Annotated in this window: 14 protein-coding genes; 10 read left to right on the plus strand and 4 right to left on the minus strand. The window is 69.2% G+C overall.

Features of this window, described 5'->3' with window-relative positions; genetic code table 11:
- Position 1: 1 nt before the first annotated feature.
- Both ABDC25_RS02710 and ABDC25_RS02715 read right to left on the minus strand, forming a co-directional pair.
- Complete coding sequence (locus ABDC25_RS02710; RefSeq protein WP_347124717.1) at positions 2-937, minus strand: pirin family protein; 936 nt, start codon at positions 935-937, stop codon at positions 2-4.
- Entirely contained in the window at positions 934-1,278 is a 345-nt protein-coding gene (locus tag ABDC25_RS02715; protein WP_347124719.1) for a GNAT family N-acetyltransferase, read from the minus strand. The genes ABDC25_RS02710 and ABDC25_RS02715 overlap by 4 nt, the downstream gene beginning before the upstream one ends.
- Before the next feature lie 206 nt (positions 1,279-1,484).
- Between ABDC25_RS02715 and recQ the strand changes: the two genes are divergently transcribed.
- Positions 1,485-3,506, plus strand: coding sequence for a DNA helicase RecQ (gene recQ / locus ABDC25_RS02720; RefSeq protein WP_347124721.1), 2,022 nt, complete (start codon positions 1,485-1,487; stop codon positions 3,504-3,506).
- 38 nt (positions 3,507-3,544) lie between these two features.
- On the opposite strand, the gene ABDC25_RS02725 is transcribed toward recQ, so the two are convergent.
- Positions 3,545-4,819: a TetR/AcrR family transcriptional regulator gene (locus ABDC25_RS02725; protein ID WP_347124723.1), complete on the minus strand. Its 1,275-nt coding sequence runs from the start codon at positions 4,817-4,819 to the stop codon at positions 3,545-3,547.
- Positions 4,820-4,952: 133 nt separating this feature from the next.
- On the opposite strand from ABDC25_RS02725, the gene ABDC25_RS02730 reads away from it, so the two are divergent.
- From ABDC25_RS02730 to ABDC25_RS02755, 6 genes are all read left to right on the plus strand, one after another.
- The gene (locus ABDC25_RS02730) at positions 4,953-6,251 is read left to right on the plus strand and encodes an MFS transporter (RefSeq protein WP_347124725.1); all 1,299 of its coding nucleotides are present in this window, start codon (positions 4,953-4,955) and stop codon (positions 6,249-6,251) included.
- Positions 6,252-6,253: 2 nt separating this feature from the next.
- On the plus strand, positions 6,254-8,008 hold the full coding sequence (locus ABDC25_RS02735; RefSeq protein WP_347124727.1) for a glycoside hydrolase family 3 N-terminal domain-containing protein: 1,755 nt from the start codon (positions 6,254-6,256) through the stop codon (positions 8,006-8,008).
- Positions 8,009-8,281: 273 nt separating this feature from the next.
- A complete protein-coding gene (locus tag ABDC25_RS02740; protein WP_347124729.1) occupies positions 8,282-13,483 on the plus strand; it encodes a choice-of-anchor G family protein in 5,202 nt (1,733 codons plus the stop codon).
- Between the two features lie 78 nt (positions 13,484-13,561).
- Positions 13,562-14,380, plus strand: a complete 819-nt coding sequence (locus ABDC25_RS02745) for a DUF5819 family protein (protein WP_021198472.1) — start codon at positions 13,562-13,564, stop codon at positions 14,378-14,380.
- Complete coding sequence (locus tag ABDC25_RS02750) at positions 14,377-15,636, plus strand: HTTM domain-containing protein (protein ID WP_347124731.1); 1,260 nt, start codon at positions 14,377-14,379, stop codon at positions 15,634-15,636. The genes ABDC25_RS02745 and ABDC25_RS02750 overlap by 4 nt, the downstream gene beginning before the upstream one ends.
- A 120-nt stretch (positions 15,637-15,756) precedes the next feature.
- Positions 15,757-17,823, plus strand: coding sequence for an acyl-CoA dehydrogenase (locus ABDC25_RS02755; protein WP_297556995.1), 2,067 nt, complete (start codon positions 15,757-15,759; stop codon positions 17,821-17,823).
- 78 nt (positions 17,824-17,901) lie between these two features.
- Here ABDC25_RS02755 and ABDC25_RS02760 read toward each other — a convergent pair whose 3' ends face one another.
- Positions 17,902-18,348: a hypothetical protein gene (locus ABDC25_RS02760; RefSeq protein WP_029266514.1), complete on the minus strand. Its 447-nt coding sequence runs from the start codon at positions 18,346-18,348 to the stop codon at positions 17,902-17,904.
- A 124-nt stretch (positions 18,349-18,472) separates the two neighbouring features.
- Here ABDC25_RS02760 and ABDC25_RS02765 point away from each other — a divergent pair, with 124 nt between their 5' ends.
- The 3 genes from ABDC25_RS02765 (at position 18,473) to ABDC25_RS02775 (ending at position 26,340) form a co-directional block, all read left to right on the plus strand.
- The gene (locus ABDC25_RS02765; RefSeq protein ID WP_167254845.1) at positions 18,473-19,516 is read left to right on the plus strand and encodes an NAD(P)-dependent alcohol dehydrogenase; all 1,044 of its coding nucleotides are present in this window, start codon (positions 18,473-18,475) and stop codon (positions 19,514-19,516) included.
- Between the two features lie 34 nt (positions 19,517-19,550).
- Positions 19,551-20,120, plus strand: a complete 570-nt coding sequence (locus ABDC25_RS02770) for a DNA-3-methyladenine glycosylase I (RefSeq protein WP_347124734.1) — start codon at positions 19,551-19,553, stop codon at positions 20,118-20,120.
- Positions 20,121-20,250: 130 nt separating this feature from the next.
- A complete protein-coding gene (locus ABDC25_RS02775) occupies positions 20,251-26,340 on the plus strand; it encodes an Ig-like domain-containing protein (protein ID WP_347124736.1) in 6,090 nt (2,029 codons plus the stop codon).
- Positions 26,341-26,359 lie beyond the last annotated feature (19 nt).

The raw sequence follows: 26,359 nt of genomic DNA on the forward strand, positions 1-26,359 counted from the left end.
GTCAGAGTTTCCGGCTGCGCGGCATGAGCCGCACGTCAGGGAGCGGCGGAGCGGGGATGCGCACGTCGTGACCGTCGACCGCGCCGAAGCGGGGGGATGCCGCTCCCGTCACGGACTCCGCTTCCCACTCTTCGCGCGCCTCGACGATCTCGTCATGCGAGCGGCCGGCGAAGTTCCACCACATCACGAGGTCGTCCTCGAAGGGCGCGCCGCCGAGCAGGAACAGCAGGGCCCCCTCGGTGCTCGACACCTCGACGGTGTCGCGGGAGTCGCCGAGGTAGAGCAGTGCGTTGCGATCGAGCGGATGCGCGGCCACCACGGCATCTCCCTCGACGAGCATGAGGGCGTGCTCCCAGTCGGAGCGCAGCGGCAGAAGCACACGCGAGCCGGGAGCGAGCACGATCTCGGCCCCGACGATCGGGGTGTGCACCGTGGCGGGTGAGCGCACGCCGGCGAACTCGCCGAGCACGACGGTGGCTTCGGCATCCGCTCCCTCGTCGGCCGAGACGGTGAGTGCGGGCAGTGCGGTGTGCCGTTCGAACCCGGCAGCGCCGTGGCGGGCCGAATCCGGGAGCGCCACCCAGAACTGCAGCGCATCGAGGGGGACGGGATCCTCGCCGATCGAGTACTCCGAGTGGGAGATCCCGTTGCCCGCGGTCATCAGGTTCAACTGCCCGCGGCGCAGGTCGGCGTCGCTGCCGAGCGAGTCGCGGTGACGGATCTCTCCGACGAGCGGCCAGGTCACGGTCTGCAGACCGATGTGGGGGTGCGGCTCGACCCGCATCTTCGTGTCGGCCGGTCCGAACCGGTCGAGGAAGCACCAGGCGCCGATCGTGGGCAGGTTGCGGTGCGGTAGCGCGCGCAGCACGTTCATGCCGCGCACCCCGCCGAGCGGCACCTCGCGGGGCTCGAGGAGGAGGCGGTGCTGTCCGATCATTCGGCGCGGCCCGTCGGGTCCTCGTCCGCGGTTCCCACAGGTGCAGAGGGGGTCTTCGGCCAGCGAATCTCGGCACCGGCCACCTCGTGCGTCTCGAGGTACTTGGCGATGTACGGGCACAGCGGCACGATGGCGTCACCCCGTCCTGCCGCATCCGCCAGCGCCGCCGATGCGAGCGTGCCCGCCAGGCCCTGGCCCTGGAACGCCGGGTCGATCTCGGTATGGATGAAGCGGATGGATCCGGGGCGCAGATCGTACGCCGCGAAGCCCGCGAGCACGTCGTCGGAACGGATCTCGTAGCGCGATTCCTCGTCGTTGCGGGTCACGGTGATGGCGGTCATCGGCTGCTCCTTCGAACGGATGCCTCCAACCTACGCCCCGCGTGCGCGGTCGGGCCCGGCGAAAACCCAGGCCGTCTGCTGCCGCACCGGCGCGTCGGAGTGCGACACTCCATGGGGGAGGCAGGTGGCCTGGGTTTCGGCAGTGGGGCGGTCGAGGGTGTGGAGGAAGCGCCTCCCGCGTCGGCGGGGGTCGTTACGCTGGAGGGATGCCGCAGACTCCCCGTGACCCGTACGCGGACCTGCCGTACGCCGACGAGCCCTACGACGACGGTTGGGAGTCGTCCGCCCCGCCCGAGCCGATGGACTGGGAGCCGCAGGGGGCGGGCTACGAGCCGCCGCTCGACTGGGGTCAGGGGCCGGTCACTCCGGTGGCCCCCGCATCCGCGGCTCCGGCCGCTCGTCGCGCGACACCGAGCCGGTACGCGACCGCGCGCGAGGCTCTGCACACCGTCTTCGGCTACGACGAGTTCCGCGGCGACCAGGCGGCGATCGTCGAGCAGGTCATCGCCGGCGGAGACGCCGTCGTGTTGATGCCGACCGGTGGCGGAAAGAGCATCACCTACCAGGTGCCCGCCCTCGTCCGTGAGGGCACGGGCCTCGTGATCAGCCCGCTCATCGCGCTCATGCACGACCAGGTCGATGCCCTGCGGGCCAACGGTGTGAAGGCCGCCTACCTCAACTCCACCCAGGCGATCGACGAGCGTCGCGAGGTCGAGCGGGCCTACGTCGACGGCGAGCTCGACCTCATCTACGTCGCCCCGGAGCGCCTCTCGAACGCGCAGACCACCGCGCTGCTGCAGCGCGGATCGCTCAGCGTCATCGCGATCGACGAGGCGCACTGCGTGTCGCAGTGGGGGCATGACTTCCGCCCCGACTACCTGACGCTCGGCGACCTGGGGGAGCGGTTCCCCGGGGTGCCGCGCATGGCGCTCACGGCGACGGCGACCGCGGCGACGCACAAGGAGATCACCGAGCGGCTGCACCTCGAGGGCGCTGCCCACTTCGTCGCGAGCTTCGACCGCCCGAACATCCAGTACCGCATCGTGCCGAAGGTCGATCCGCGCAAGCAGCTCGTCCAGTTCATCCGCTCGCAGCCGGAAGGCGCGGCAGGGATCGTCTACGCGCTCAGCCGCAAATCGGTCGAGCAGACGGCGACCTCTCTCGCCGCCCAGGGGTTCGATGCGCTGCCGTACCACGCGGGTCTGCCCGCCGAGGTGCGGGCGGCCAACCAGGCGCGCTTCCTCCGTGAAGACGGCGTGGTCATGGTCGCGACCATCGCGTTCGGCATGGGCATCGACAAGCCCGACGTGCGCTTCGTCGCGCACATCGATCTGCCGAAGTCGGTCGAGGGCTACTACCAGGAGACCGGTCGCGCCGGCCGCGACGGCGAGCCCTCTGTGGCGTGGATGGCGTACGGTCTGGGCGACGTCGTGCAGCAGCGCCGGCTCATCGACCAGAGCCCCGGCGACCGCACGTTCAAGATGCGGATGGGCCAGCACCTCGACGCGATGCTCGCGCTGTGCGAGACCGTGGAGTGCCGCCGGCAGAACCTGCTGGGGTACTTCGGTCAGGAATCGCAGCCCTGTGGCAACTGCGACACGTGCCTCGAGAACACCGAGACGTTCGACGGGCTCGTGCCCGCGCAGAAGCTGCTCTCGACGATCGTGCGGCTGAAGCGTGAGCGCAATCAGGCGTTCGGTGCCGGCCACCTGATCGACATCCTCCGCGGCGCCTCGACCGAGCGCATCCGGCAGCAGGGACACGAGAAGCTCGCGACCTACGGCATCGGCAACGACCTCTCCGATCAGGACTGGCGCAGCGTCGTCCGGCAGCTCCTCGCCCGTGGCATCCTGGTCGCGCAGGGCGACTACGGCACCCTCGCTCCCGGAGAGCAGGCCGCCGGAGTGCTGCGCGGCGAGACGGCTGTACCGCTGCGCAAGGACACGATCGGGCGTCCGACCTCGTCCGGTCGGGCTCGCAAGGCCAGTGCCGCCGATGCCCTGGACGCCGGAGACCGGGGTCTGTTCGAGGCGCTGCGCACCTGGCGGGCCGAGACCGCCCGCGAGCAGGGCGTCCCCGCCTACATCGTATTCGGGGACGCGACCCTGCGCGCGCTCGCGGAGCATCGTCCTGCCTCCCTCGCCGACCTCGACGGGATCACCGGCATCGGCGCGAAGAAACGCGAGGCGTACGGCAAGGGTGTTCTCGCGGTCATCGCTGCGGCCTGATCTGAGCCCTGACCATCACCGCCCGACTCCGCGCGCGCTCAGCGCGGAGGCAGCACGTCGTCGAGATGTGCGCGCAGGTGGGTGGCGATGTCGAGCCGCTCCCTGTCGTACAGCCACTGGTACTGCAGTCCGTCCCACATCGCGATGAGCCACGTGGCCTCGTGCGCGGGGTCGCGGTGCGCCGGTAGGTCGCCGTCGACCTGGGCGAGCCGGAAGAGCTCGGTGAAGTAGTCGAGGGCGTTCGCGAACCGCATCGCGAAGTAGTCATGCGCGGGGTGGGTGGCGGGCACGGCCTCGCACGACAACACCGCATACACCTCGATCAGACCGGGTTCCTCCTGCGCGCTGAGCGCGGCACCGTCGGGGATGCCGCGCAGCAGCTCGCCCGCTGACGCGGCGCCGGCGAACCCCTGGTTCTGGTTGATGGCGCTGTCGCGTTCGGTCAGGACGGCGCTGAGCAGCAGTTCCTTCGACGGGTAGTGGTGCAGCAGCGTCGACTTCGACACCCCGACCGCGGTCGCGATGTCCTGCAGGCTGGTGTCGCCGTAGCCGTCGCGGGCGAACAGGCGGGTCGCATCGGCGAGGATCTGCGCGCGACGACGACGGCCGACCGCATAGCCGGGATCGACGTCGGCTGCAGCGGTCGTGCGCAGTGCGGGCAGGGGCCCCGCCGGGTCAGAGGTGTCCGACGAGGGCTCGTCGTCGGGGTTCCGCCACCCGAGCGGCAGTGCCCAGAGGTTCTCCCGCTCCTCGAGCATCTCCACCACGTCGACCCGATCAGGCAGATACTGCGACAGCAGCTGCAGCCCGTCCCATCCGGCGGTGTGTCGCACCGTCTCCCCGTCGACATCGCGATCGGCTGCGATGACGCCGTGGTGCTTCGCGTCTTCCAGGACGTCGATGCTCAGCGAGCGGAGTCGGCAGTACCGGGCGCGCATCCGCTCGTGCGCAGGGTGTCCGGGAGCAGAGGCTTCGCCCGTGAGCGCGGCGAACAGCTCGAGGTAGCCCGCGGTGCGCGCGTTCCGTTCGGCGATGCCGGCGAACACCAGCTCGCCCGGCTCGGAGGCGGCCGAGATGGCGCTGAACACGGTCTCGTTCTCGGCTTCGAGCTCGGCGACCACTTCGCCGAGCAGGTCGTCCTTCGAGGCGAAATGGCCGAGGAGCCCTGGATGGCTGACGGAGGCCGCGGTGGCGATATCGCGCAGAGACGTCGACCGGTAGCCGCGGGTGACGAACAGATCGTGCGCCGCGGTCAGGATGCGCTGGCGCGTGGCGGCAGCGCGCGCGTGCCGGGAGCCGGTCGTCGTCGTCATCGCATCCTCCTTCCGCATCCTATCCTCGCTCATTACCAATCGGTCTGGTTTCAGTTACCAGATGGTCGAGATTGGTGTATCGTCATCCCAGACCGCATCGCCCGAAGACGTGCGGTGAATCGAAAGGACTGTCATGACAGAGCTGTCATCCGCCGCCACGGCGGCCGCGGTCGGCACCACCGGGTTCAAGGCCCCCGGAACCACGCCGCCGAAGACCCCGCGCGGCTACACGCCGGGCCTCGCCGCCGTGAACTTCGGCGTCTACCTCGCCCTGCTCACCCCGGTCATGGTGTCGATGGCATTCAAGATCCAGCACATCGACCCCGTGAACACCGAGGGCAGCCTCGGACTCGTGATGGGCGTGGGTGCGATCTTCGCCCTGATCGCGAACCCCCTCGTCGGCCGGCTCTCCGACCGCACCACCTCGCGCTGGGGCATGCGTCGTCCGTGGATCCTCGGCGGCGCGATCGTGGGGCTCGGCGGCTTCCTCCTCATCGGCTCGGCGACCTCCGTGTGGATGGTCCTGCTCGCCTGGTGCCTCGTGCAGACCGCGATGAACGCCGTGCTGGCCGCGGCCAACGCCACGCTGCCCGATCAGGTGCCGGTCACCAGCCGAGGCAAGGTCTCCGGCATCATCGGCATCACGACCCCGATCGGCATCCTCGCCGGCAGCTTCCTCGTGAACTTTCTCCCCGGCGACTTCGAGCGCTTCGTGGTGCCCGGCGTGATCGCACTGATCCTCGTGATCGTGTTCGTCCTGATCCTCAAGGATCGCCGCCTCACCGAGAAGCCGGCCGAGAAGTTCACCGTCGGCATGTTCTTCGGCTCGTTCGTGTTCAACCCGCGCACGCACCCCGACTTCGGCTGGACCTGGCTCACCAAGTTCTTCGTGATGTTCGGCTACGCCGGTATCGCCACCTTCCTGCCGCTCTACCTCGTCACCAAGTTCGGCCTCGACGAGCAGGGCGCGGTCGGCATCATCCTGGCCGCCAACCTCGCCTCGATGGCGGCGATGGCGATCTCCTCGCCGCTGGGTGGATTCCTCTCCGACAAGATCGGCAAGCGTCGCCCCTTCGTCGCGATCGCCGGCGTGATCATGGTGGTCGGGCTGGTCATCCTCGCCGTCGCCCCCGACGTCACGACCGTCATCATCGCGCAGGCGATCATCGGTCTGGGCGCCGGGTCCTTCCTCTCGGTCGACCTGGCCCTCGCGACCGAGGTGCTGCCCAACCCCGACGACGTGGCCAAGGACCTCGGTGTGCTGAACATCGCCAATGCTCTGCCGCAGTCCATCGCCCCGGCCATCGCCCCCGGCATCATCGCCATCGGCGCAGCCACACCGCTCGGCGGCTACACCACCTGGTACCTGTTCGGCGCGGTCGTCGCGCTGGCCGGCGCCGTTCTCGTCTACCGCATCAAGGGAGTCAAGTGACCATGACCGAGACCATCACCGCACGCCCGTGGCTCGACACCGATCTCCCCGTCGACGAACGGGTGCAGCTTCTGCTCGACGCCATGACGATCGAGGAGAAGGCCGGGCTCTTCTTCCACACCATGATCGCCATCGGCCACCTCGAAGAGCCGAACCCGGTCTTCGCGACTCCATCGGCGCGCGAATTCCTCGAGACCAAGCGGATGACGCACTTCAACCTGCTCGGTGAGGCGCCGACCGGCCGCGAGATCGCGGCATGGCAGAACGCGCTGCAGCGACTGGCGGCATCCACGCGTCTCGGCATCCCGGTGACGCTGTCGACCGACCCGCGGCACTCGTTCAGCGAGAACCCCGGTGCGTCGATCCTCGCCGGCCCCTTCTCGCAATGGCCCGAGACCCTCGGCCTCGCCGCCACCCGTGACGAGGCGCTCGTCGAGCGCTTCGCCGACATCGCCCGACAGGAGTACACGGCGGTCGGGCTGCGGGTCGCGCTGCACCCGCAGGTCGACCTCGCGACTGAGCCGCGGTGGGCGCGGCAGACGGCGACCTTCGGCGAAGACGCGGAACTGTCGGGAAAGCTCGGCGCCGCCTACATCCGCGGGTTCCAGGGGGAGTCCTTCGGGCCCGGATCGGTGTCGACCATGACGAAGCACTTCCCCGGAGGCGGTCCGCAGAAGGACGGCGAGGACCCGCACTTCCCCTACGGCCGCGAGCAGATCTATCCTGGCGGCGAGTTCGAGCTTCACCTGAAGCCGTTCGAAGACGCGCTCGCCGCGGGGACCCGGCAGATGATGCCGTACTACGGGATGCCCGTCGGCACGGAGTACGAGGAGGTGGGATTCGGGTTCAACAAGTCCGTGATCACCGGCCTGCTGCGTGAGCGCTACGGCTTCGACGGTCTCGTGTGCACCGACTGGGGCCTGATCAGCGACTCCGAGATCTTCGGTCAGCCCTTCCCCGCACGTGCCTGGGGCGTGGAGGATCTCACGCCGCGCGAGCGCATGAAGAAGGTGCTGGAGGCCGGAGCCGACCAGTTCGGCGGCGAAGCGAACCCGGAGCTGCTGCTCGAGCTCATCGCCGACGGTGAGGTGACCGAGGAGCGACTCGACGTCTCGGCTCGCCGCATCCTGCGCGAGAAGTTCGAGCTCGGGCTGTTCGAGAACCCGTACGTCGACGAGGACGCGGCCGACGAGATCGTCGGGCGAGCCGATTTCCGAGCCGCGGGGGAGGTCGCCCAGCGCGCCTCGATCACGGTGCTCATGAACGACGGTGCCCTGCCGTTGGTCCCCGGCCGCAAGCTCTACGTCGAGGGCGTCGACGCGACGGTCGCTGCATCGTTCGGGGAGATCGTCACGACGCCGGAGGAAGCCGACCTGGCCGTCATCCGCCTGCAGGCTCCGTTCGAAGAGCGCGAGACGATGTTCGAGAACTTCTTCCACGCGGGCTCTCTCGCGTTCTCGGACGATGTGGTCGCGCACGTCCGCGCGGTCGCCGCCGTCGTGCCGACCGTCGTCGACGTGCTCGCGGATCGTCCGCCGATCCTCACCCCGATCGTCGAGGCCGCGGCCGCGATGACCGTGAACTGGGGGGCCTCGAGCGCCGCGCTCCTCGACGTGCTCAGCGCCGCGTTCCCCGCCCAGGGCAGGCTGCCGTTCGACCTGCCGCGGTCGATGGACGCTGTCGAAGCCTCCCGTCCCGATGTGCCGTTCGACACCGCCGATCCGCTGTTCCGGTTCGGTCACGGGCTCTCGCTCTAGTCCGGTCGCACCGTCCGGAAGACCGCCCCGCAAGCTTCGGCATGCGGGGCGGTTCGGCGTCCCGGCATCCTCTCGCCGGGAGCATCCCGTCGCTGCACGGTCACCACGTTTCGAAATGTCTCGCGCGAAGACGTTCACCGGACGATTTCTGGACGAATGCTGGACTTCTCATTCGGGATCCCGTAAGAATGAGCGCAACATCGCTCGGCCGACAGAAGTCGACCCGTGGGGGGGCCATGTGACGCGGAAGATCGCATCACACGGGAGTAGCGAATGGAATTGCAGGAGAGGACTCTGCGGCGACGCAGAGCGGTAGGAGGAGGCATCGCCGGCGTCACCGTCGGCGCGGTGATCCTCGCGAGTGCACTGGTGCCGACGGCGGCGAATGCGCTGGACGCGGCGAATCCGAATGATCCGTCTGTCGCGCAGGGGCAGATCATCCAGCTGCCCGCCGCCCTGCTCGGCGGCCTCGACATCGCGGCGCTCGGACACACGCTGACGAGCAACCCGGCGGCCCCCGGCTCTGAGCTCGGCGGGCTGGACGTCGGGCTGCTGGAGGCGCTGAGCATCGACGTGGGCACGCTGAACGTGCCGCTCCTGACCGACGGCACCCCCGGGACGCCCGGTCTGCTGCGACTCGGCGATCTGGGCGCAGCGCAGAGCTTCAGCTCGTCGCCGACCCAGACGCAGTCGATCGCCTCATCCGGGACCATCACCTCGGGGGGCGCGATCGACACCGGCGCCATCGACGGCAGCGTGAACCCCGGCACCCTCGAGCTCACCGACCTGTTCGACCAGCTCGCCGTCGCCGGACTCACCGACGCGGTTCTCGACCAGGCGTCGGTCGGTATCGGCGCACTCGCATCGCGTGCCGAATCCAACGCGGGAACGGTCACCTCCCAGTACCGCATCGCGGATCTGAACCTCGATCTGCACAGCAACCTGGTCGCCGGGCTCTCGGGCACACTCGCCTCCGCGATCCAGGGCACCGTCACCCCCGTGAGCGATCTCGCCGGCCCCGGCGGAGCGCTGACCGCACTCACCACGACCATCGTCAACACGATCAATGCGATTCCCGACGTGCCGCTCGTCGCGGCGTTCACCGCGACCGGAGGAACGGTCGCGATCGCCGGACTCGACACGGTCGGACAGACCGTGACCACGCAGGTGCTGCAGACACCGGTGGAGAACACGACGGGCTCGGTGCTGGTCGATCTGAACACCGGGACGGTGTCCGTCGATCTCGCCAAGATCCTCGTCGAGACCGGGGCTGGGGCCGACCTCAACTCCCTGCCGGCGAACACCCCGGTGCTGTCGGCCACGACGATCTCCGCGATCCAGCAGGGCATCACCTCCGCCCTCACCGGCACCCACCCCAACAGCTTGAACGGCAAGGTCTCCACCATCCTGAAGTCGACGTTGGACGCGCTCCAGGTGACGCTGACCGTCGGGGTGGATCTCACGGTGCCGCTCACCGGAACGCCACTGGTGTCAGGGGATGTGACGGTCAAGGGCTCGCTGGCGCAGTTCGCCGGCACCGCGACGCCGGTTCCCGTGGTCGCGACCGACATCAGCCTCGCCGGTCTCAACATCGGCGTCCTGCTGAACCCGGTGGTCGCTGCCGTCACGAATGCGGTCGCCACCACGACGGGTCCGCTCGTGAACACCGCGCTGAACAGCGTGATCCCGCTCGTGCAGCCCGCGCTCGCCGCGATCACCGGACCGGTGCTCTCGACGCTCGATCCCGTTCTGCAGGGCGTGCTGGCGCAGGTCGCGACCATCACCATCAACGAGCAGCCGGCGACAGGAGACATCCCCGGAGGGAGCTTCACCGTGCGCGCGCTCGGCGTGAATCTGCTCCCCGCCGTCGGGGGCGGGGTCTCGCTCGACCTCGGATCGTCGACGGTGAAGGCCGCGGTGGCGGCCGTCCCCGCGATCGACGCGGCCGCCACGGTCCAGGCGGGAACCGACCTCCCTGTGACGGGCTCGGGATGGCCTGCGAACACGCAGGTCACCATCCAGGTGACCACCGCCGGCGGCGGCATCGTCAACGACCCGTTGCCGGTCACGACCGATGCCAACGGCGCCTTCACCTTCGCGTACGGGATTCCGGTGGCGACGCCGCCGGGCACCGGCTACATCGTGACGGCGACCGACGGCACCAGCACGGCGACGGACACCACCGAGGTCACTGCTGCGGCAGCCATCGACGCGGCACCCGCGGTGCAGGCGGGCACGAATCTCGGTGTCTCGGGAACCAACTGGCCCGCGAACACCCAGGTGTCGGTGCAGCTGCGGGCTCCCGGCGGCGGTGCGAACATCGGTGGTCCCGAACTCGTGACCACCGACGGCTCCGGCACGTTCACGCTGGCCTATCCCGTCCCGGCGGGAACGCCGGCGGCGACCGGATACGAGGTCACGGCATCGGTCGGCACCCAGACGGCGACCGACACCACCGAGGTGACGGCTGCGCCGGTCGCGTCGATCGACGCAGCCGCGACCGTCCAGGCGGGCACGAGCCTTCCCATCACCGGCACGAACTGGCCCGCGAACACGCAGGTGTCGGTGCAGCTGACGGCTCCCGGTGGGGGCGCGAACGTCGGCGGGCCGGTCACGGCGACCTCCAACGCATCCGGCGAGATCACGCTCGACTACCCGGTTCCCGCGTCTGCGGCGCCGGGCGCGGCGTACACCGTGACCGGGACGGCAGGAGCGGTCACCGCGATCGACACGACCGAGGTGACGGCGGCGGCGACCGTCGACGCGGCGGCGACCGTGCAGGCAGGGACGTCGCTTCCGGTCACCGGAGCGAATTGGCCGGCGAACACGCAGGTGTCGGTGCAGTTGACGGCTCCCGGCGGCGGGAACGTCGGCGGTCCGGAGACGGTGACGACGGATGTGTCCGGCGGCTTCACGCTGGACTATCCGGTGCCGGCCTCTGCGACTCCCGGAGCGGGCTACACCGTGACGGCGACCGTCGGCACCCAGACCGCGACCGACACGACCGAGGTCACGGCCGCGGCGGCCGTCGACGCAGCGGCGACGGTTCAGGCAGGAACGTCGCTTCCGGTCACGGGGACGAATTGGCCGGCGAACAGGCAGGTGTCGGTGCAGCTGACCGCTCCCGGCGGTGGTGCGAACGTGGGCGGTCCGGAGACGGTGACCACCGACGGCACGGGCGGCTTCACGCTCGACTACCCGGTGCCGGCCTCTGCGACTCCCGGCACGGGCTACACCGTGACGGCGACCGTCGGCGCCCAGACCGCGACCGACACCACCGAGGTGACGGCGGCGGCCGCGATCGACGCGGCGGCGACCGTGCAGGCCGGCAGCGATCTGCCTGTCACCGGGACGAACTGGCCGGCCGACACCGAGGTGTCGGTGCAGCTGACCGCTCCCGGCGGTGCGGCCATCGGCACGCCTCGAACCGCGACGACCGGTGCTCTCGGCGGCTTCGCACTCGACTACCCGGTTCCGGCCGGCACACCCGCAGGGACCGGCTACACGGTCACGGCTTCGGTGGGTTCGCAGACGGCGACCGACACGACAGAGGTCACAGCGGCTCCGGTCGTGGTGGATGCGGCGGCGCAAGTCCCCGCGGGCACGAACCTGGCCGTCACCGGTTCCGGGTGGCCGGTGAGCTCCTCGGTGTCGTTGCAGCTGACGGCTCCGGGCGGCGGCGCCGACGTCGGCGGTCCGGTGACCGCGACCACGGATGCCTCCGGCGCCTTCACGGCGAGTTATCCGGTTCCGGCCGGCACCACGCCGGGAACGGGCTACACGCTCACGGCGACCGCGGGTGCGGTCACCGGATCGGACACCACCGAGGTGACTGCGGGCGATCCGGGCGACGTCAACACGAACGCGGCAGCCTCGGCGTCCGCCTCGGCTGACGCGACGGCAGACGGTGACCCGTCGGCTCAGGCAGCTGCGGAAGCCGCTGCCCTCGCGGATGCCACCTCCGCCGCCTCGGCGGCAGCGACGGCTGATGCCACGTCGGCGGCTCAGGCCGCGGCGACGACCGATGCCTCGACCACCGCGACCACGGATGTGACCTCCGCGGCCAACGCCTCGGCGGCCGTCGCGGCGCAGGCGGCCGCGCAAGCGGACGCGTCGGACGACGCGAACGCCGCGGCATCGACGGCGGCGGAGTCGAACTCCTCGGCCTCGTCGGAATCGGCAGCGACCACGGATTCGTCCACGGACGCATCGTCTGAGGCTTCGGCGAACACGAACGCGACAGCCTCGGCATCCGCTTCGGCGAACGCCGACGCCACCACCGCCGCGGTCGCCGAAGCGTCCGCGCAGGCCGCGGCCTTCGCCGACGCCACGGCGGAGGGATCGGCTGCGGCCGACCCGGCGGCGGAAGCGGCATCGGAGGCAGCGGCGACCGCGACCTCGTCCACGGCGGCGACGGCGGATGCCACCTCGGAGGCGAACGCCGGCGCGGCGATCGCCGCCCAGGCGGCAGCGCTGGCCGACGCCACGACGAACACCGCGGCCGACACATCGGCCACGTCGGATGCGAGTACGAGCGCGGCGTCGAACGCGAGCGCGGCAGCCATCGCGAACGCTTCGACCGATGCGTCTTCGGATGCGGTCGCCTCGGCGGACGCATCGGCGGAGATCAACACCAACGCCTCCGCGTCGGCGTCGGCCTCTGCGCAGGCCGACGACGACAGTAACGCCTCGGCGGAAGCAGCGGCAGTGGCTGCGGCACTCGCAGACGCGACCAGCCAGGCATCCGCTGCGGCGGACGTGTCGGCCAACGCCGCGGCCCAGGCAGCGGCGACCACCGATGCCTCCACGGATGCCTCGACCACGGCCACCACAGCGGCGAATGCCTCTGCGGCGGCAGCGGCTCAGGCGGCAGCGCAGAACGACGCGACCTCCACCAGTGCGGCGGATGCCTCGGCTTCGGCCGATGCGGATCCGAACGCCTCGGCGGCAGCGGCGGCGAACGCCTCGTCGTCGGCCACGGCATCGGCGTCGGCTGCAGCTGACGCCTCGGCCGAAGCCACGGCTGCGGCATCCGCCGATGCCACCGCCAGCGCCTCGGCGGACGCGGCGGCCGACCCGACCGGGAACATCGCCATCGCGCTCAAGTCCCCGGTGCTGGAGCGTGGCAAGCAACAGACCGCGGTCGGCACGGGCTTCAGGCCCGGCGAGACGGTGACGGGTGTCATGACCTCCGCCCCCGTGGCGCTGGGAACCCAGGTCGCGAACGCGCAGGGCACGGTCACCTTCACCTGGACCGTTCCCACCGACACCGATCTCGGAACCCACACCGTGACGCTGACCGGAGCGACGTCCGGCAGCGTATCGGCCTCGTTCCAGGTGGTGGCGTCGGGTCTGGCCACGACAGGCGGACAGGTCCAGGGCGGATGGATCGCTCTGGCCGCACTGCTCCTCATGCTCGGCCTGGGGGCGATGAGACTCGCGAGATCCCGACGGCCCCAGGTGCAGACGGAGTGATCGCGATGCAGGAACGCTGAGTGGTCGGGACCGTTTCCCCACGGCGGTCCCGACCCTCGGCGGTACGGAGGGAAGTGAATGAGCACGAAACTCGAGTCCTCACCGGAGACCGACGTGTCCGCGTCGGGTGACACGGCCGTGGTGCGTCCGCGTCCGACCTGGTGGGTGAAGCTCATCGCCTTCGCCGCCTGCCTCCTGACGTTGTGGCATATCGGGGCGTCCTTCCTGTGGATCGCGCCGTACTCCGCCCTGCGGGAGATCCCCACACAGGAGGTGCTGGCCGGGTACATGCTGCCGATGTTCGGACAGTCCTGGAGCGTCTTCGCGCCGGAGCCGATCAACGGCGACTACCACTTCAACGTCCGTGCCGTCATCGAGAAGGACGGCGAGCAGGTCGAGACCGGCTGGGTCAGCGCCACCGACGTCGAGCTGTCGATGATCCGCTACAACCTCTTCCCGCCCCGCGCCGGTATCCAGTCCAGCGAGGTGGCGAGTGGACAGATGAACGCCTACAACAAGCTGAACGCCGATCAGCAGGCCGTGGTCGGTCTTGACTTCGCGAAGGACGACGGGGAGGAGTGGATGGTGCGCTCGTTCGAGAAGCTCGAGGGCGACAACCCGTCGACGGAGGCGTACATGGCCGAAGAGCACCTCTCCACCGCGTACGCGACCCAGGTGGCCTATGCGATCTGGGGTGCGGATGCCGTGGTCAAAGTGCAGTACCGCGTGAGTCGTCAGAACGTGGTCCCGTACGAGGATCGCAACGATCCGAGCGCACAGCGGCCCGATCCGACGTTCTCGACCACCGGATGGAGACTTCCCATAGAAGAGGAAGGGCAGAGCCGTGAGAACTTCGCGGACACCTTCCGCGCCCAGTTCGAGAGGATCCAGCCGTGAGCGCGCCGACGAGGACCGCGCCGCGGAAGCCCGGCGCGAAGCAGGACGTGACGAAGAAGGAAGCCCTGCCCCGGAGCACGACGACCGCGCCGGCGCCGGTGTCCACGCCTCCCGCTCCTCCTCGTGAACCCGCGCCCGCTCCTGCGAGCACTGTGCCCCCGCGGTCGTACCTCACTCGGCTGCTGACGTTCGCCTCGTCGATGATCGGCGGGCTCTGGGCGATGGTGCTCTCGGCGATCGACCGCATCTCTGCTTTCGTCGGCGACTGGCTCTTCAACGGCAAGAAGGCACTCTACGGGCTCGCGGTCACACGTATCCTCTTCGGCGTCACCGCCATCGGCCTGCTGGCCTCGAACTTCAGCACCCGCCTCTACACGTTCGGATCCGGATCGGCCTGGAACGGCGAGCTCGCCGAGCCGGTGAGCGAGTTCCCGAAGATCTGGGTGTTCAGCGCCTTCCATGCCGCGATGGGCAACGACGCGCTGTACACGGCGCTCTACCTCCTCCTCGGGGTGCTCGCGGTGCTGTTCGTCCTGGGCTGGCGGTTCCGGATCGTGCTCCCGATTTTCTTCTGCCTCTGGGTGGGCTTCATCGAGGCCAACGACATGGTCGGCGATCAGGGCGACAACATGTTCCGCATCGCCCTGCTGCTGCTGTTCTTCGCCGACCCCGCGGCCCGGTGGTCGCTGGACGCGAGGCGTCGGGCGAAGTCGGGGGAGTGGTTCGCCCCGAACAGCCAGCCGGCGCTGCTGGGAACCATGTTCCACAACCTCGCCCTCGTCGCCCTCACCGCGCAGGTGTGCTTCGTGTACGCCTCGGGGGCGCTGTACAAGGCCGGGGGTGCCCCGTGGGAAGAGGGGTACGCGATCTACAACCCGCTGCAGACGGCACGGTTCGGTACCTGGCCGGTGCTCAGCGACCTCGTCACCGCCTGGGGGCCGATGGTCACGATCGCGAGCTGGGGGTCGATCATCCTGCAGGTCGCCTTCCCCCTCATGCTGTTGACTCGTCCGACGCGGCTGATCGGCCTGCTCGGCATCCTCTCCTTCCACATCGGCATCGCGGTGCTCATGGGACTGCCGTGGTTCTCGCTCACGATGATCGCGATCGATGCGATCTTCATCCGTGACCGGACCTGGGGGCGGTTGAGTGCGGGGACGAGGCGGCGCTGGCGGGAGGCCGGGGTCGAGCGGCAGCCGACGACGCCGCGAACGGTGAGCCCCGACGCGGAGGCGCAGGCGCGGACTGTGGTCTGACGACAACGCGGCGGGGAGATGTGCCCGCCGGGTGTTGGAGGAAGTGGACAGAGCACTTCGCCCGTGGTTGTGGCAGACCTACCATGGCAGTATTCCCACTTCCCTCTGAGAGGAACGCTCATGGTCGACGCCGCCGTCCGTCCGAAGACGACTCGCCCCTCCACCGACACCGCGGATGCGCACCTGCGCCTGGATGTCGCCCGCGTCAACGACGCCCTGATGGGCACGTGGGGTGACGTGCGCCGCCAGGCCCGCGAGATGATCAAGGACTCGGCGTTCTGGCGCAAGGACGAGCTCGGCAAGGACGAGCACCGCGAGCGCGTGCTCAGCCAGCTGCACCTGCTGGTCGAGAACAAGGCCGTGCACCGCGCGTTTCCCAAGTCGCTCGGCGGCGAGGAGAACAACGGCGCCAACATCGCCGGCTTCGAGGAGCTCGTGGTGGCCGACCCCAGCCTGCAGATCAAGTCGGGCGTGCAGTGGGGGCTCTTCGGCTCGGCGATCCTGCAGCTCGGCACCGAGGCGCACCACGCGAAGTGGCTCCCCGGGGTGATGGACCTGTCCATCCCCGGCGCCTTCGCGATGACCGAGATCGGTCACGGCTCCGACGTCGCGGCCGTCGGAACGACCGCGACCTACGACCCCGAGACGGAGGAGTTCGTCATCAACACCCCGTTCCGCGGGGCGACGAAGGAGTACCTCGGAAACGCGGCCCTGCACGGCATCGCGGCGACGGTCTTCGCGCAGCTCATCACCAACGGCGTCAATCACGGCGTGCACTGCTTCTACGTGCCGCTGCGCGGCGACGACGGCGTCGATCTTCCCGGCATCGGCCGCGAGGACGACGGCCTCAAGGGTGGGCTCAACGGTATCGACAACGGGCGCCTCTCGTTCGACCACGTGCGCATCCCACGCACCAACCTCCTCAACCGCTACGGCGATGTCGCGGCCGACGGCACGTACTCCAGCGCGATCGACAGCCCCGGCCGCCGCTTCTTCACCATGCTCGGCACCCTCGTGCAGGGGCGCGTGTCGCTCGACGGCGCGGCATCCTGGGCCTCCGCTCTCGGTCTGCACATCGCGATCACCTACGCCACCCAGCGCCGTCAGTTCGACGGCGCGGACGGGCAGGAGGTCGTGCTCATGGACTACGGCAAGCACCAGCGCCGTCTGCTCCCGCGTCTGGCCACCACGTACGCGCAGATCTTCGCGCACGACGAGTTCCTGCAGAAGTTCGATGGCGTCTTCTCCGGTCGCACCGACACCCCGGCCGACCGCGAAGACCTCGAGACGCTGGCTGCGGCTCTCAAGCCGCTGTCGACCTGGCACGCGCTCGACACGCTGCAGGAGGCTCGTGAGGCCACCGGCGGCGCCGGTTTCATGTTCGAGAACCGTCTGGTGGGTCTGCGCGCCGACCTCGACATCTACGTGACGTTCGAGGGCGACAACAACGTGCTGCTGCAGCTCGTCGGCAAGCGTCTGCTCACCGACTACGCCAAGCAGTTCCAGGGCAAGGATGCGGCGGCGCTCGCGAAGTTCGCTGTCGGGATGACGGCGGGCAAACTGTTCCACGGCGCCGGCCTGCGTCAGCTCGGTCAGGCCGTCTCCGACTTCGGACAGGTGAGCCGCTCGGTCGAACGGGGCCTGCGCGAGGAGCAGCAGCATGACCTGCTCGCGGGCCGTGTGCAGCAGATGGTGGCCGACATCGCCTCGCGTCTGCGCCCCGGCGCGAAGGACAAGGCACTCGGAGCCCGCCTGTTCAACGAGAACCAGGCAGAGCTCATCGAGGCGGCCCGCGCGCACGGCGAACTGCTGCAGTGGGAGGCGTTCACCGACGCCGTGCACCAGATCGACGACGAGGACACGAAGAAGGTGCTCACCTGGCTGCGTGACCTGTTCGGTCTGCAGCTCATCGAGAAGCATCTCGCCTGGCACCTCATCAACGGACGGCTGTCGACGCAGCGCGCCGCGGCCGTGTCGAGCTACATCGATCGCCTGTGCACCCGCCTGCGCCCGTATGCGCTCGACCTCGTGAACGCGTTCGGCTACGAGCCCGAGCACGTGCGTGCCCCCATCGCGAGCGGTCTGGAGAAGCAGCGTCAGGATGAGGCCCGTGCGTACTACGCCGACCTCGCGGCGACCGGCCGGGCGCCGATCCAGGAGAAGGCGCTGAAGAAGAAGCAGCGCTGACCCCGCCCGCGGTTCATGGTCCAGGAATCCCGCCCCGTCTTCACGATCGAGGCGGGATCCCTGTGTCGGGTGTCGTTCTCAGGGCGCCGCGGTGAGGTCCACGCCGCGCGCGGCGGCCAGCGCCTGGAGCTTCTCGGCGGCATCGGTCTCGACGCACACGCATGCCTGCAGCCCCACCGCGTCTTCGTCGCGCAGGAGGTAGTAGCTGTCGGTGTCGGTCAGCTGCGCGCCGCCGGCATCGAAGAACAGCCACCGCACCCGGACGAGCACGAGACGGTCGGAGAGATCGCGGCGCTCGCGCAGCTCGAATCCGACGGAGGCCAGCCCCAGTCGCCGGTAGATCGGATAGGACTGCCGCAGACCGTCGATCATGGCGTCGCGGGATTCCAGCACACCAGAGGAGCGGTCGTTCACGATCGTCCCCGGCGTCGACCACAGCCCCGCCGCGGTCTCGGCATCGAACGCGGTGAGGCTGTCCGCGTAGCGGGTGAGGTACTCGGAGATCGTGTCGTCGGTGGTGGTCATGGCGCGAGCCTAGACGCGGCCGAGCGGAGCGCCCCCGGCCTTGACAATCGCCGATCCGCGCGGATGGCCGATTCCCATTCGGGGCTGGGTAGTCTCGGCAGGTACCCGATCCGAGGAGTCCGAGATGTCTGCCGTGAACGCCTATGCCGCACCCCGTGAAGCGGCCCCGCTCGAGAAGACCGTGATCGAACGGCGCGAGCTCGGCCCACTCGACGTGCTGATCGACGTCGCCTTCGCCGGGATCTGCCACTCCGATATCCACACGGTGCGCGGCGACTGGGGTCCGCAGCAGTATCCGCTCGCTCCCGGGCATGAGATCACCGGCACGGTGGCGGCAGTCGGCGCGGACGTCACCCGGCACGCGGTGGGCGACCGCGTCGGCGTCGGATGCCTGGTGAACTCGTGCGGCGAGTGCCGCAACTGCCTGCGCGACGAGGAGCAGTTCTGCACACAGGGGGCCGTGCTCACCTATGGCAGCACCGACCGTGACGGCACCGTCACCCAGGGCGGGTACTCCGAGCAGGTCGTCGTGACCGAGGCCTTCGTCCTGCGCATCCCCGATGCTCTGGCGCTGGATGTCGCTGCACCCCTGCTGTGCGCCGGCATCACGACCTACTCGCCGCTGCGGCACTGGAACGTCGGACCCGGCACTCGTGTCGCGGTCGTCGGTCTCGGCGGACTCGGGCACATGGGCGTGCAGATCGCGCACGCGCTCGGCGCCGAGGTGACCGTGCTCTCGCAGACCCTGAGCAAGAAGGACGACGGTCTGCGTCTCGGCGCCGACCACTATCGCGCCACGAGCGACCGCGAGACCTTCCGCGACCTGCGGTCGTCGTTCGACGTGATCCTCAACACGGTGAGTGCCGTGATCGATCTGCGCTCGTACCTGAGCCTGCTCGACGTCGGCGGAGCCATGGTGTGCGTCGGTGCTCCCGGCGAGCCCCTCGAGGTCGGCGTGATGTCGCTGATCGGCGGACGCCGCTCGCTCGCCGGCAGCAACATCGGCGGCATCCGCGAGACTCAGGAGATGCTCGACTTCTGTGCAGAGCACGGCATCGCCGCCGAGATCGAGACCATCCCCGCCTCCGACATCAACGCGGCCTATGAGCGCGTGCTGGCGTCGGACGTGCGGTACCGGTTCGTGATCGACGCGGCCACGTTCGGTTGAAGGCGGTGTCGGTCACCGCGGCTAGCCTGAGCGGATGACCTCTCTTCTCACGGGCCCCGACGCCCGCGACCGCTGCGCCTGGGTGGGCGACGACGACGAGTACCGCCGCTATCACGACGAGGAGTGGGGCACGCCCCTGCACGGCGATCGTGCGCTGTTCGAGAAGATGGCGCTCGAGGGCTTCCAGGCGGGGCTCTCGTGGATCACGATCCTGCGCAAGCGACCGCGGTTCCGCGAGGTGTTCGCAGGATTCGAGCCCGGGATCGTCGCGGAGTTCGACGAGTCCGACGTCGAGCGTCTGATGGGCGATGCCGGCATCGTCCGCAACCGCGCCAAGATCGAGGCGACCATCGGCAACGCCCGCATCGTCCGGGGCATGGCCGAGGGCGAGTTCGACGCGCTCATGTGGTCGTTCGCTCCGACGGCCGCGGGTGATCGCCCGTCATCCTTCGCCGACGTCCCGGCGGTCACGCCGGAATCGACCGCGCTGAGCACAGAGCTGCGCCGTCGCGGATTCCGCTTCGTCGGGCCGACCACGATGTACGCGCTGATGCAGTCGGGCGGGATGGTCGACGACCACATCTCGGGGTGCTGGCGAGCCTGACCCTCGGCGATGGGCAAATATCCCCATCGAGCAGTATTCCAGGACGCAGTTAGGATGAACGGGTGCTCGGTGGGCCCGTCGGGACTGCACAGGAGCAATCGAAGAGTGTCACCCTGGGGGGGAACCGGGAATGAAGGCGTTGTCATGGATGCGCGCACGACCGAAGACGCTGGCGTCGGCCGCCGGCGTCACCGTCGGCGTCATCGCCATCACCACGATGGCTTTCACCTATGAGGGATTCCCGACCACCAAGGTCGATCTGAACGACGGCGGCGTCTGGATCACCAAGACCTCGAGCCTGCTCGTCGGGCACTTCAACAACGAGTCGACCGTCCTCGACGGTGGCCTGCGCACCACGGGTGAGAACTACGACATCCTGCAGGACACGAGCAACATCCTCGTCGTCGATGAGAACGCCTCGACCCTGACCGCCGTCGATCCGGCACGCGTCTCGCTCAACGACTCCGCGAAGGTCCCCTCCTCCTCGAAGGTCGCGCTGGGCAACCGCACGGCCGCGATCCTCGACCAGAAGACCGGCGAGCTCTGGGTCGTTCCGGCGCAGGGTGTCTCCTCCTTCGAAGCCGAGGTCAACGAGCCGGTGGCGGAGCTGGGAGCCGGTGCCGACGTGGCGGTGGCCAAGGACGGCACCGTCTTCGGACTCGCGCCGGAGCGCGGCGAGGTCGTCACCGTCCCTGTGGACAACGAGGGGGAGGCGCTCGACGCCTCCGCAGCCTCGGTCGGCGAGCTCGATGCGGCCGCGAAGCCGACCATCACAGCCGTTGGACGCACACCGGTCGTGCTCGATCGCGCCGCCGGGGTCGTGACCTCGCCCGGTGGCATGCGCACCGAGATCCGCGGTGCCGACAAGGCGGTCCTGCAGCAGTCGTCCGAGAACACCGACGCGGTGGCGATCTCGACTGCGAACGCCCTCGTCAGCGTCCCCCTCGACGGCAGCGAGCCGACCGAGGTCGACGCGGGGGGCGACGGCACCGCGGCCGCTCCCGTCTGGCTGCGCGGATGCACCTACGGCGCGTGGGCCGGCACGGCGACCTTCATCCGCGAGTGCCCGGGCACGACCAACGACGTCAACGCCCAGGTCGAGGGCGCCGAAGACGCGAAGAGCCTCGTGTTCCGTGTCAACCGCGACGTCATCATCCTCAACGACGCCGTGGGCGGCGCGGCCTGGCTGGCCAACGAGAGTCTGCAGCGCGTCGACAACTGGAACGACCTCACCCCGCCGGAAGGCGAGACCGAGAACGAGGACGACTCGACCGAGGAGACCGTCGAGACGACGCTCCCGGAGCGCAAGGAGGAGAACACTCCTCCGATCGCCGAGGACGACACCTTCGGCGTGCGCCCCGGTGTCACGACCATGCTCCCGGTGCTCGACAACGACAACGACCCCGACGGCGACGTCCTGGTCGCCACGCTCGCCGAGGCCCAGCCCGCGATCGGCACGATCCAGCAGGTGCAGAACGGCGGATCACTGCAGATCGCGGTCGAGGAGGGCGCGTCCGGCTCGACGACGTTCACCTACGAGGCCGATGACGGCCGCGGTGGCAAGGACACGGCGGCCGTCACGCTGACCGTCTTCGACAAGAGCGTCAACACCGCCCCTGTCCCCAAGCGCAGGACGACCTTGACGGTCGAGACCGGCGGCACGATCTCGTACAACATCCTCCCGGACTGGATCGACCCGGAGGGCGACGACGTCTACCTCAAGGACGTGGTCGCCGCTCCCGGAGACGAGGTCGACTTCAACACCGACGGTCAGATCACCTACAAGGCCACGGCGAGCCAGCAGGGGCATAAGGAGGTGCAGGTCACGGTCGCCGACGGATACGGCGAGACGGCCACCGCCACGGTGATCCTCGACGTGCGGCCGGAGGGCTCGACGAAGCCGAAGACCAACGCCGACCACGTCGTCACCCGCGTCGGCGAGCAGGTCACGGTGGCGCCGCTCGCCAACGACACCAGCTCGGGCCGAGAGCTGCTGCGTCTCGGGCGCGTGAACGAGGTCCCCGGCGCGACCATCGTGACCGACGGCCCCAACAAGACGTTCACATTCACCGCCGATGCCCCCGGCACCTACTACGTGCTGTATCTCGCGACCGCCGGTCCCGAGAACGGCGAGGGGATCGTGCGCGTTGACGTGCTGGAGGCGAGCGAGACGGATCTGCCCCCTGTCGCCGTGCGCGACGTGGCGCTGCTGCCGACCGGTGGTGACGTGCTCATCGGTGTGCTCGCGAACGATGTCGACCCCGCCGGCGGCATCCTCGTCGTGCAGTCGGTCTCGATCGAGGACGACTCCGGCGTCTCGGTGTCGGTCATCAACCATGAGACCCTCCGTATCACCGACCAGGGATCGCTCACCGATCAGGCCCGCATCAAGTACCGGATCTCGAACGGTTCCAAGTCGGCCGAGGGCGAGGTCGTGGTGATCCCGATCCCCGCGCCCGACCAGCTCCTCCAGCCGGTCGTGAACGACGACACCGCGATCGTGCGTGCCGGCGACGTCGTCACCATCCCGGTGCTCGACAACGACACGCATCCGAACGACGACGTCATGCACGTCGTGCCCGAGCTGGTCGAGCCCCTCGTCGACCCGGAAGACGGCGAGGCGTTCGTCTCGCAGGACACGATCCGCTTCAAGGCCGGACCCGTCGCGAAGACGGTCTATCTGACGTATGAGGCCGTCGACTCCCGCCAGCAGAAGGACGCCGGCTACGTCACGATTCAGATCCTCCCCGTCGACGCGGACACCAACGCCGCTCCACGCCCTCAGGATCTCGTTGCGCGCGTGCTCGCCGGATCCACCGCGAACATCGCCGTGCCTCTGGACGGCATCGACGCCGACGGCGACTCGGTCGAGCTGATCGACATCGCCTCCAGCCCCACGAAGGGCCGCATCACCGAGACCGCGCAGAACTACTTCACCTACGAGGCGTTCGACGACTCCTCCGGTGTCGATGTGTTCCGCTATCGAGTGCGCGACCGCCTCGGCAAGGAGGGCATCGCCACGATCCGCGTGGGCATCGCTCCGGGCGAGCAGGTCAACCAGAGGCCCTTCGCGGTGAAGGATGCCGTGGTCGTGCGACCCGGCCGTGAGATCTCGGTACCGGTGATGCTCAACGACTCCGACCCCGAGGGCGACAAGATCAGTCTCGTGAAGGACGGTCTCGAGGTTCCGACCGACACGGGGATCACGGCCCGCGTCTCGGGTGACCGCGTGCTGGTGCAGGCGCCGAACCGCGAGCTCGAGACGTCGCTGCAGTACACGATCCGCGATGCGCGGGGCGCGGAAGCCACCGCGGCCCTGCAGATCACGGTCGACGAGGACGTGCCGTTGCAGGCGCCCGTCGCGCGAGACGACCGCGTGCGCCCGACCGACCTCACCGACGGCACGATGAGTGCCGACCTCGACATCCTCAAGAACGACGAGGACCCGGACGGCACGACCGACCGCCTCAAGCTCGCGCTCGGTGAAGGCGCCATGCAGCTCGAGAACGGCAAGGTGCGGGTCACCGTGACGGAGAACCTGCAGCTCATCCGCTACACGATCACCGACCAGGACGAACTGGCCGCATCGGCCTTCATCTTCGTTCCCGCCGAAGCGGACCTCCGGCCGATCCTCGACTCGACGAAGCCGCTCGAGGTCATGAGCGGCGAGACCAAGGAGATCCCGCTCTCGAAATTCGTCACCGTCGCCGGCGGCGGTACGGCTCGGATCACCGAACACGCCAAGGTCACCGCCGTGTATGCGAACGGCGACGACCTCGTGAAGGACGAGACGACGCTGGTCTACACCTCGGCCGACGGGTACTTCGGACAGGACTCGCTCACCTTCGAGGTCACCGACGGCACGGGCCCCGACGACCCCGAGGGCCGCACGGCGACGCTGAGCATCCCGATCAACGTGCTGCCGCCGGAGAACCAGCAGCCGGTGTTCACGGGGGCAGAGGTCATCGTCGCCCCGGGGGAGAAGGCGTCGACGCTCGACCTCGCTGCGCTCACGACCGACCCCGATCCGGAGGACGAGGGCACGCACAGGTACAAGTACGTCAGCGGCGCCGGCAAGGGCATCACCGCCAAGATCGATGGCTCGAAGCTGCTCGTGGAAGCGTCGTCGGATGTCGAGAAGGGCACGGTCGCCTCGCTCAAGCTCGAGATCACCGACGGAACGACCGAGGCGGTCGAAGGCACCGTGACCGTGCGCGTCGGCGCGTCGACCCGCCCACTGCCCGCGGCCAACACCGACACGATCTCGGAAGCGGATCAGGGCAAGAGCATCACGGTGCCCGTGCTCGCGAACGACTACAACCCGTTCCCGGAGACGCCGCTCAAGCTGATGACGGCCGCCACGGAGTCGGGCTCCGGCGGCGCGGCCGTCAAGGGCGATCAGGTGGTCGTCACGCCCGACCCCAGCTTCGTCGGGACCATGGTCGTGCGCTATCGCATCCAGGACGCGACGAAGGATGCCGAGCGCGAAGCCAACGGGCAGATCATCGTCACGGTGCAGGGTGTTCCGGACGCGCCGGGAACCCCTCTCGTCTCGAGCGTGCAGGACCGTACCGTCGTCGTCTCCTATGGGGCGCCGGCGAACAACGGCGCCGAGATCACGAAGTACACGGTGAAGTCCGTCAGCGGCAACCCGTACTCGAAGGAGTGCCGCTCCACCACCTGCACGCTGGACGGCTTGACCAACAACGTCGAATACACCTTCCAGGTGACCGCGACGAACCGCGTCGGCGAGTCGAAGCCGTCAGGCTCGTCGGCGGTCGCCCGTCCGGACGCTCGGCCCGACACCCCGAACCCGCCGACCCTCGCCTTCGGCGACAAGTCCCTCAAGGTCTCCTGGGCCACCCCGACAACTCCCGGATCTCCTGTCGAGAGCTACACGCTGGAGATCTCCCCGGCTCCGCCGTCCGGGGTCTCGCAGAAGCAGGCCACCGGGAACTCGATGACCTGGGAGGGGCTCGAGAACGGCGGCATCTACCAGGTGCGCGTGCAGGCTCACAACCGCGCGCCCGAGCCGTCGAGCTGGAGCGGCTGGTCGGCGTCGGAGGTACCGGCAGGTCCTCCGATGCCCGCGGCCGCCCCAACCGTCGCGCAGCTGCAGGCCGTGGGCAGCCAGGCGCAGATGCAGGTGAGCTGGGTGCCGGGGAATCCCAACGGTGATCCGATCGACTCCTTCGAACTGCAGGTATGGGAGGGCGGAACGCTCCGCAACACACTCACCCCGGGGGCGTCCATACGGTCGCAAGCGGTCTCGGTCCCGACATCAGAGGTGCCGTACACCTACCGCATCCGTGCCCAGAACAAGGCGGGCTGGGGCGACTGGAGTCCCATGTCGGCACCGCGCCGCGGTGTGAACAAGCCCGACGCTCCTGTTCTCTCGGCCGTCACGCCGGGCGATCGCTCGCTCACTCTCACCTGGTCCCGGAGCGCCCTCAACGGCGCGAAGACGACCGAGGTGCAGTACCAGTACTCGATCAACGGCGGTAGCAGCTGGGCGGCGATGCCGGGCAACAACGTGGTCACCGGACTCGCCAACGGAACCAACTACAACGTGCGGGTGCGCGCGGTCGCGACGGTCGACGGGTCGACGTACGCGAGCGATCCCTCCGGACAGATCGTCGGCAACCCGTACGGTCCGCTGAAGCAGCCGGCGGTCAGCGCTTCGCAGAACCCCACCAGCGTCACCTTCAACTGGGACGCGGGGCCCGCCGCGAACGGCCGCTCCATCAAGACCGTCCGCATCCGCATCGACGGCGGCGGCTGGCAGAACGTCGCCGCCAGCGGCAGCCGTACGGTCGGCGACGGGTACAGCCAGCGGCACACGATCGACGTCGAGGTCACCGACCAGGCAGGCCAGCAGATCACCCGATCCGCGGAGCAGACGTCCGGACCGAAGCCCGACCCGCGCGCCTGGGTCACCTCGACCGGAAACGCGAACGGACAGCCCAACTGCAACGACGGCACGTGCGCATACTTCTACCTCACCGGCCGCGGCTTCCCGGCGAACTCCAGCATGTGGGTGCAGTGCGCCAGCAACGCGCCGCCTCCCTACGGCGGCACATTCGGCGGACGGACCGTCACGACCGACGGCAACGGCAACATCGATCAGCAGCTCGGCTGCTACCTCGGCATGCGCCGCGGGACGATCGAGGCCTGGGTCGTGATGGACGGCAAGGAATACGAACACAAGGTCTGGCAGTGATGCCGCGCGACACCTCTCC

The organism is Microbacterium sp. SY138 (genome assembly GCF_039729145.1).
Classification (GTDB): domain Bacteria; phylum Actinomycetota; class Actinomycetes; order Actinomycetales; family Microbacteriaceae; genus Microbacterium; species Microbacterium maritypicum_A.